The organism is Turicibacter sp. HGF1, assembly GCF_000191865.1.
In the GTDB taxonomy this organism is placed as follows: Bacteria; Bacillota_I; Bacilli_A; order MOL361; family Turicibacteraceae; genus Turicibacter; species Turicibacter sanguinis.
In genome coordinates this window covers 1-8,189 of record NZ_AEXQ01000033.1, presented here as the reverse complement: position 1 = coordinate 8,189, position 8,189 = coordinate 1, and the positions used below count along the sequence as shown (strand labels likewise).

Here is an 8,189-nt window from a genome sequence, read left to right as displayed (position 1 = left end):
CAATCGCTTTTTTATTACATTAATTCTTCAATTTTTGTTTTTAAGTCAACATAAATTTTTTCGATAATATCGAAATCAACAGCATCAATATAAAATTGTTCTAATTGATCATGAAATTGTTTAGCAAGACCTAAAGCATCCGTTCCTTTTTTAATGGTTTGTTTATATCGATTTGAGATTTCTTTCAGAGCGGCTTCATTCTTTTCATCTGTTCCTTTAGTGACCAGAGCATCGTACATATCGATGATTTCATCTGTTGGTTTGTTTGGAAAGTATTCGTGAGGAGCTGTTGAATCGAAGAAACAGATACCTTTAGAGGGGATTAATAGCATGTCAAGTGAGTCTGGATCAAATGAACAGTGATAGATTTCAATATCATATCCTAGTTCTTCACAGTGGGCTGCCATTTGTTTTAGAAGGGTTGACTTTCCTGTTCCAGGACGTCCTTTAATAAAGTAGCGTTTACTTAAGTCCTCAGTTAAGTTTTGAATATAGTCAGTTGATCCGGTTGGAGTAGAGGCTCCAAAAAATCGATGTTTAACCACTGCGGTATGATCTTGTTTTTCAAAATTTAATAAGGTGTCACAAATATATTGTCTAAGTAAAGGGGCTTTGTTAAAATCCATTTCAGCTATGTAGATGCTTTCCCATTCATCATGAATCCCTAATGCTTCGGCGTAAGATTGGTATAAAACATCATAGCAGTGTCCAATTTGATATTTTAGAGCTAAAATATCAGCTGTATGAGGTTTTAATAGTTGACGGTCCCAAGCAACGCCTAAATTGACGTATTCTTCAATAGCACCAGGGGCAGTTGGTTCAATAACGTGTGGAGCAGTTCCATCGACAATTCCAACAGAAAGTTTAGGAATAATGACCCCATCAAGTGAATCTGCATCAGATGAACAATGGATAAATTCAATATCATACCCTAAATCATAAAAGTGGGCCCCAATTTTTTTCATCAAAGTTGATTTACCTGTTCCAGGACCTCCTTTTAAAATATACAAGTTATTTAATCCTTGTAAATTAGAATCAAAAAAATTACAAAATCCTTTTGAACTATTTGCGCAAGTAAAATAGTTTTTGATTGATGCTCCCATATACATCCTCCTTAGATGAAACCTAATAGACTTTACTTTTTATCATATGGGACGTAGGCCTAGAGTGTTCATAAAAATCGTCTTTTTTTTATATGAAAATCGATAACTTTCTTTCATTGCGATATAAGTCGTCTTATGATATGATTAAACTAATTATAATATCATCACAAGGGATGAACTAGAATAGTAGAGGTGGATTAATCGATGTTTTTTGTTAATTTAATACGTGGTTTTTTTATGGCATTAGCCGATAGTGTTCCGGGTGTTTCAGGAGGAACGATCGCATTTATTTTAGGATTTTATGATCAATTTATCGGATCATTAAATACATTGATTTCAAAAAATAATAAAGAAGAAAAATTAAAAGCTTTGAATTTCTTAATTAAAATTGGAATTGGTTGGGCCATTGGGCTGATTGGTTCTGTTTTATTTTTAGCTTCTATTTTTGAAGAACATATTTATAATATTAGTTCTTTATTCATTGGATTTATTATTTTCTCAATTCCGTTAATTATTAAAGCGGAGCGCGAAACATTAAGAAATAAATATATTAATCTTGTTTGGACAGTTACCGGAATTTTGATTGTAGTTGCGATTTCTGTCTTTAATCCTATTTCTTCGGGTGGAGGAATTAACATTTCTTTATCAAATTTAAACATTGGATTAATCATTTATGTCTTCTTAGCTGGGATGATCGCCATTTCTGCTATGGTGTTGCCTGGAATTTCAGGATCAACTTTATTATTAATTTTCGGACTTTATACGACAATTATTGGGGCTATTAAAGAGGTTTTAACGTTTAATTTCAGTTATGTTCCTATTTTATTTATTTTTGGAATTGGAATTATTACTGGAATCTTATCAACGATTAAATTAATTCGTCATGCTTTAGAAAATGCACGTCCACAAATGATTTATCTTATTTTAGGATTAATGATTGGATCAATTTATGCGGTTTTAATGGGGCCGACAACGCTTGAGACACCGCAATTACCAATGTCATTTGAGACATTTAATCTTCTTTACTTCATCATTGGTGGGGCAGTAATTATTGGATTAGAACAATTTAGTGCAGCTTTAGAGCGCAAACAGCAACGTTAATAAAAAAATACTGTACACGTTATGTACAGTATTTTTTGTTATATCTCTGTAAACGTTTTATTAAAAGTGTAGATTGAAAAAAGTTATCATGAAGTTGTGTTTTGTTTTTATAAGTTGTTTGTAGTTTCAAGGGGGGAGATAGGATTTGAGAATTAGGGGCTAAGAAAGGGAAGGTAAAGAAGTTTATATCCTTTGAATGTAGTATTTCACCTCATGAAAGTCAGCTCTTTAAATTAATTCAAAAGTAAAAAAATCGACCGCTGGTCGATTTTTTTATTTTGTTAACTTAGCAACTGATTTTCTGATTATTAATTCAGGATGATAAGTATGTTTCATTTCATAATGTGGATTATTAATCATGCTCAGAATGGACTCAGCCGCAAGTTTTCCTAACTCTTTTCCAGGATGTGTGATACTAGTTAAGGGGACGACTACGATTTGACTTAAGCTTGAGTTATCAAAGCTAACAAGTGAAAGGTCATGAGGAACGTTCAGGTCATTTGAAGCGAGTAGTTGAATCAATTTCATTGCAATTTGATCGTTATAGCAAACAATGGCAGTTGATGATTTGAATTTTTTTAATAATTGAGGAAGGTTTTCAAGGCAGAATTGTTGTTCCATGTTTTCCGTTGAGTACCAAATAATCGCAGATTCATCAACTGAAAGATTATGCTTATACATTTCAGTTAAAAATCCTTTATAGCGTAAATTTCCTTGCATGTCATCGTATTTGAAAATACCGGTAATATTTTGATGTCCGTTTTCAATTAAATGTCGCGTTGCTAGTTCTCCACCCAGTTCATCATCTACCACAATGTAGTTGCAGTTAAGTTGAGCGTAATGACTATTAATGAAGACAACAGGAATCCCTCGCTGTTCGAATTGATTATAAATATCTAAATTCGGATTTGGTAGAGCCGATTTTGTTCCCTCAACAATTAATCCATCAATATCAGATTTTAATAATGATAGAAGTTGTTCACGTTCTGTATTCACTCTATTTCGTGTTAAACGTAAAGTGGTGTTATATCCATTCAGTGATAAAACTTTTTCAATGCCTGAAATAATGCCAGGGAAAATATAGTCATCTAAATAAGTCGTCACTAAGCCAATTGTTTTTGAGGGGATTTTAGTTTCGCTAAAGATGTGATTGACATAAGTCCCACTGCCTTGTTTTTTTAAAACCAATCCTTCTTTTTCAAGAATAGCAATTGCTTGACGGGCTGTTTGTCGGCTAATAGAAAACTTTTCACACAACTGATTTTCACTAATGAGTTTTTCACCAGCTTTATATGTGTTATTGTAAATATTTTGTTTTATCCATTCAGCAACTGCTACGTATTTAGGTAAATTTTGATTAAGGATAAAAATCCCCCCTTTTTTAGTTGTATCTTTTAAGTTGGAAGTTGTATTGTATAAGTATACAACTTTTTGTTGGCTTTTAAAATAGCTTAAATCGATGAAAATGAAAAATTATATAATGAAATCGATGATTTCGTATAATCATCAGTTAAAAATGACTTCTTCAGAAATAAAAAAAAGAGGCTGTTTTTTATATTTTTTTAAAAGTCGGAATTTGTAGGAAATGCTTGAAAATTATTTTCTCCTATTTCCTAGGGAATGATTGACGGTGGTAAGTTATAAATCGTATAATTTTTATAGAACATTTATTCGATTTTATAAGGAGCGGTTTGATGAGATTAATGCATTTAGGTGATTTGCATTTTGGAAAAATGGTGAATGGGTTTTTAATGATTGAAGATCAAGAATTTGTATTAGAGCAAATTAAACAGTATATTCAAACGTATCGACCTGATGCTGTGATGTTAGCAGGAGATATTTATGATCGTAGTGTGCCACCGGCAAGAGCGGTCGCACTATATAATCAATTTTTAAAAGATTTATTAATTGAGCTAAAGACACCTGTTTTAGCGATTGCAGGAAATCATGATGGGGCAGAATTGATTGATTTTGGACACGAGTTATTTGAAGCGGCACAGTATTATGTCGCAGGGAATTTTACGAAAATTATCAAAAAAGTTAGACTGCAAGATGATGCGGGTCCTGTTAATTTTTATTTATTGCCGTTTGCAGATTATGCCGTTGTCCGAGAAGCTTTAAATCATCCAGAAATCAAATCACTTAATGACGCCATGAAGGCTATTATGGAAGCCAATCCGATTGATTCTACTGAACGTAATGTTTTAATCACGCATGCGTTTGTTGTGGGTGGAGAAGCGCCAGAACAATCGGAATCAGAGAAAAAATTAGTGGTTGGGGGAAAGGAATCGGTGGATGCAACGCTTTTGGAGCATTTTGATTATGTGGCACTTGGGCATTTACATCGAACACAACGTGTGAATAGTGATAAAATCCGCTATAGCGGATCGCTTTTAAAATATTCATTCTCAGAAGAGCATTACCATAAATCGATGACGATGATTGATTTAGACGCAGAAGGTGAGATTAGTATTGAACTATTACCTTTAAAACCACGTCGTGATATGCGTACCATCACTGGAAAACTTGATGAGCTTTTGACGCTTGAGGATGAGGGACAAGAAGATTATCTACGAGTCATTTTAACAGATGAAGGGGAGTTACTCGAACCGATGGCAAAACTTCGTCAGGTGTATCCTAATGTGATGTTGTTAGAACTTGAACGAAGATTTTCAGAATTTAAAGGAAGTCAGTTGAGTGCGAGTGCTCGCCAGACGAAATCAACGGAGGAGTTGTTTGCAGATTTTTATGAGCATCATCGTGGGGAATCTTTGCATGAAGCAGGAAAACAAGTCATTGAACAAACGATTAAAGTTATGAAGGGTGAGTGCTAGAAGTGAAGCCAATTTCATTAAAAATAACAGCTTTTGGACCGTATGCGAAGCAAACGGAGTTAAATTTTAAAGAGGATTTAAAAAATCAAGATATCTTTGTAATTACAGGTCCAACCGGTGCTGGTAAAACAACGATTTTCGATGCGATTTGTTATGCTTTATATGGTGAGACGAGTGGAAATAAACGAAAAGGCGAAGAACTTCGAAGTGACTTTGCCGCAAGTAGTGACAATAAAACGGAAGTTGAGTTTACGTTTTCAGTGAAAGATAAAGTGTATTGTATTAACCGTGCACCTAAGCAGTGGGTTAAAAAGTTACGTGGTGATGGGTTGCGTGAGATGGCAGCCTCTGTTGAGTTACGAGAACTAGATAGTGATCGTGCGCCATTGACGAAGGATATGGATGTTAGAAATGAAGTTCAGGCGATTCTTGGTCTTAGTGTTGATCAATTTAGAAAGATTGTGATGATTCCACAGGGAGATTTTAAAGAGTTTTTATATGCGAATACGGCAAGTAAAGAAGAATTACTTCGTAAAATTTTTGGAACTGATTTTTATAAAGCGTTGCAAGAACAATTAGTAGAACAGTCTAAATGCTTAAAAGCAGAAGTGGCGGATACAGAAAAAGAGATTGCAGCGAAGTTAAAGGTGATTAAATGTGACCCGAGCTCGATGTTATATCAAATGATTGCTGAAAATAAATTATTGGTTCATATTTTAGAAGAAGTGCAAGTTGAATTGGAGAAATTATCACAAGAACAACTGACGCTTCATGAACAAGTGATTGCTGTGGATCAGGATTTACAGGTTCAAATGCAAAAAAGACAGGACGGTCTTTTACTGAATGAAAAGTTTAAGCAAAAAGAGGAAATAGATGCCCGTTTTCAAATGTTGATGAAATCGCGTGAAGCGATGAATGAGTTAGGAAAAAGGGTTGAGTTTTCAAAAAAAGCAGACGAACTTACAAAGCTTGAAAATGAAGTTTTGAAACAACAAACGTTATATAAAAAAGAAGTTAGCTTGCATCAGGCGGGAGTTGAGAAATTAGCTGATCTTGAGCAGCGTTTTATTATTGTGAAGAAGTGTTTTGAAGGAATTGAAGAGTGGCAAGCGACGGTTTCTAAGTTGACCGATGAGATGAATCAGTTGCAAAACTATGCGGATAGTTTAAAGATTATTGAAGAGCGACGATTTGAACAAGATCGTGTGCAAGAGGTCGTGACTAAAATGACGGCTTCTTTAGAAGATAAAAGCAAGCGTCTTAATGAGATGATAGAGGTGCTCAAAACGTTACCGAGTGCGACGGAGCAACAGCAGTTGTTAAAAGAAGCGTGTTTTAAAGAAGAGTTAGAGATGAATCAGTTGAAAGAACAGCAAGGGATTGTAGGGCAGTTATTGACACGCTATGAGCGTCTATTAAAAAATCAGGCTAATTATCAGTATACGATGAATCAGCTAACGAAAAGTCAGGGGTTATTAGACTCATTAAAAGCTGATTATGAGCATCAGGCCGCGTTGTTTATTCATGCATCGGCGATTCGATTAGCGAATGAATTAAAGGTAGGAGAGGCGTGTCCAGTTTGTGGGTCACTTGAACATCCTAATCCTCGAACAAGCGATGAACCTATTTTAAGTAAGGAGGAGCTTGAAGCAAGACGTTTAATGCTAGAATCAAAACAACAAGAGCATCAGTTACTTGAACAGAAAGTAGCGGGAATTGCAGCCACTTTAAAAGAAGAGCAACGTTCAATTGATGAATTAGTTCAAGTGTTAGTTGGGCATCAGTTAATTAAAGAAGATGAGGAGATAAGTCAGTCATTCATACAGATGTTAATGACGCAGATTCAACAACGTATTCAGTTTAAATCACAGACTTTAAAGGAGATTAAATTGAAAGGGCAAGCATTAGAGCAACAGATTGACAGGTTGATCAGACAAAAAGAAGAACAGGAGCTACTGGAGCAAGATTTGAAAGCCTCTGAACATCAATTAGCAGAGCAAGTGGCAAATTTATCATCGGTTCGCCGAGTTGTGATTGAAATGCTTGATGCCATTCCAAAACCATATCAAGATTATTTGATGGTGAAGTCAAAGTTACATGAGGTAAAGCAAGAGCGAAATCAGTTAGAGCAACATATTCGTGAGGCACAGTCTCAGTATCAGCTGTTAACGTCAGAGATGGCGTCAACAAAGGCCACAATTTTAGAAGTTGAGCGTCAAATGACTCATTATCAAAGTGAGTTAACATTAGCGAAGCAACTTTTTGATACGCAGTTGAGGACTGATTTTACATCGGTTGAAGAATATCAATTATCAAAATGCTCGATGCAAGAAATCATGCAGGCAGAAGCTCAAGTTAAAGCATATGAGCAAGAGTTACAAGGGGTTCAAAGTCAGTTAATCGCGCTTGAGCAATCACTAAAAGATTTGGCACCGGTTGAACTTTCAAGAATAGAAGAGTTAATTCGACATTTAAGTGATCAAAAAGAGTTGCTTCAAAAAGAAATGAATGCCAAAGATTTAATTAAAGCGCATAATAAAGATGTGTTAGAGAGCATTCAGCGTCAGTATCGACTCATTCAAAAACGGGAAGAGGAATACCGTGTCATTGGAGAACTTGCCGATCTTGCAAATGGAAAAAGTGGCGGTAAAATGTCATTTGAAACGTATGTGCTTTCTAGTTATTTTGATGATGTGTTAGAGGCTGCCAATTCTCGCCTTGAAAAAATGACAGCACGTCGATACTATTTATTACGACGAGAAGAGGTCAAAGGTGGAGGTCGTAAAGGACTGGATTTAGATGTTTATGATAGTCATACATGTAAAAAACGTCCCGTTAATACGTTATCTGGAGGAGAAAGTTTTAAAGCTTCATTGGCACTTGCACTCGGATTATCAGATACGGTGCAACAAAATTCAGGGGGCATTCAACTCGATACGATGTTTATCGATGAAGGATTTGGAACATTAGATTCTGAGTCACTTGATCAAGCGATTGATATTTTAATGGAATTACAAGATTATGGCCGTTTAATTGGAGTGATTTCACATGTAAATGAGTTAAAAGAACGGATTCCTGCTAAGCTTGTTGTTGAAATGGATTCCAATGGAAGTCGAGCCTATTTTAAAAAATAATCAGAAAAAAAGTTAAT

General features: G+C 35.1%; 5 protein-coding genes. 3 read left to right on the top strand and 2 right to left on the bottom strand.

The genetic code is table 11. The annotated features are described in order from the left end of the window. Positions 1–14 precede the first annotated feature (14 nt). Positions 15–1,103 carry a PRK06851 family protein gene (locus tag HMPREF9402_RS03615; protein WP_006785379.1) on the bottom strand — a complete coding sequence of 363 codons (1,089 nt, stop codon included), beginning with the start codon at positions 1,101–1,103 and terminating at the stop codon, positions 15–17. Between the two features lie 204 nt (positions 1,104–1,307). Here HMPREF9402_RS03615 and HMPREF9402_RS03610 point away from each other — a divergent pair, with 204 nt between their 5' ends. Further along, positions 1,308–2,204 (top strand): DUF368 domain-containing protein, encoded by an 897-nt coding sequence (locus HMPREF9402_RS03610; RefSeq protein ID WP_006785378.1) that lies wholly within the window; start codon positions 1,308–1,310, stop codon positions 2,202–2,204. Positions 2,205–2,477: 273 nt separating this feature from the next. Here HMPREF9402_RS03610 and HMPREF9402_RS03605 read toward each other — a convergent pair whose 3' ends face one another. Further along, the gene (locus HMPREF9402_RS03605; protein WP_083809697.1) at positions 2,478–3,569 is read right to left on the bottom strand and encodes a GntR family transcriptional regulator; all 1,092 of its coding nucleotides are present in this window, start codon (positions 3,567–3,569) and stop codon (positions 2,478–2,480) included. Positions 3,570–3,898: 329 nt separating this feature from the next. On the opposite strand from HMPREF9402_RS03605, the gene HMPREF9402_RS03600 reads away from it, so the two are divergent. Next, positions 3,899–5,038: an exonuclease SbcCD subunit D gene (locus HMPREF9402_RS03600; protein WP_009606510.1), complete on the top strand. Its 1,140-nt coding sequence runs from the start codon at positions 3,899–3,901 to the stop codon at positions 5,036–5,038. 2 nt (positions 5,039–5,040) lie between these two features. Then, positions 5,041–8,172 (top strand): AAA family ATPase, encoded by a 3,132-nt coding sequence (locus HMPREF9402_RS03595; RefSeq protein WP_009606511.1) that lies wholly within the window; start codon positions 5,041–5,043, stop codon positions 8,170–8,172. The last annotated feature ends 17 nt before the right edge of the window (positions 8,173–8,189 follow it).

Excerpts from the sequence above, each read along its gene's own strand:
- HMPREF9402_RS03615 (WP_006785379.1), bottom strand. The coding sequence starts at position 1,103 with ATGGGAGCATCAATCAAAAACTATTTTACTTGCGCAAATAGTTCAAAA.
- HMPREF9402_RS03610 (WP_006785378.1), top strand. The coding sequence starts at position 1,308 with ATGTTTTTTGTTAATTTAATACGTGGTTTTTTTATGGCATTAGCCGAT.
- HMPREF9402_RS03600 (WP_009606510.1), top strand. The coding sequence starts at position 3,899 with ATGAGATTAATGCATTTAGGTGATTTGCATTTTGGAAAAATGGTGAAT.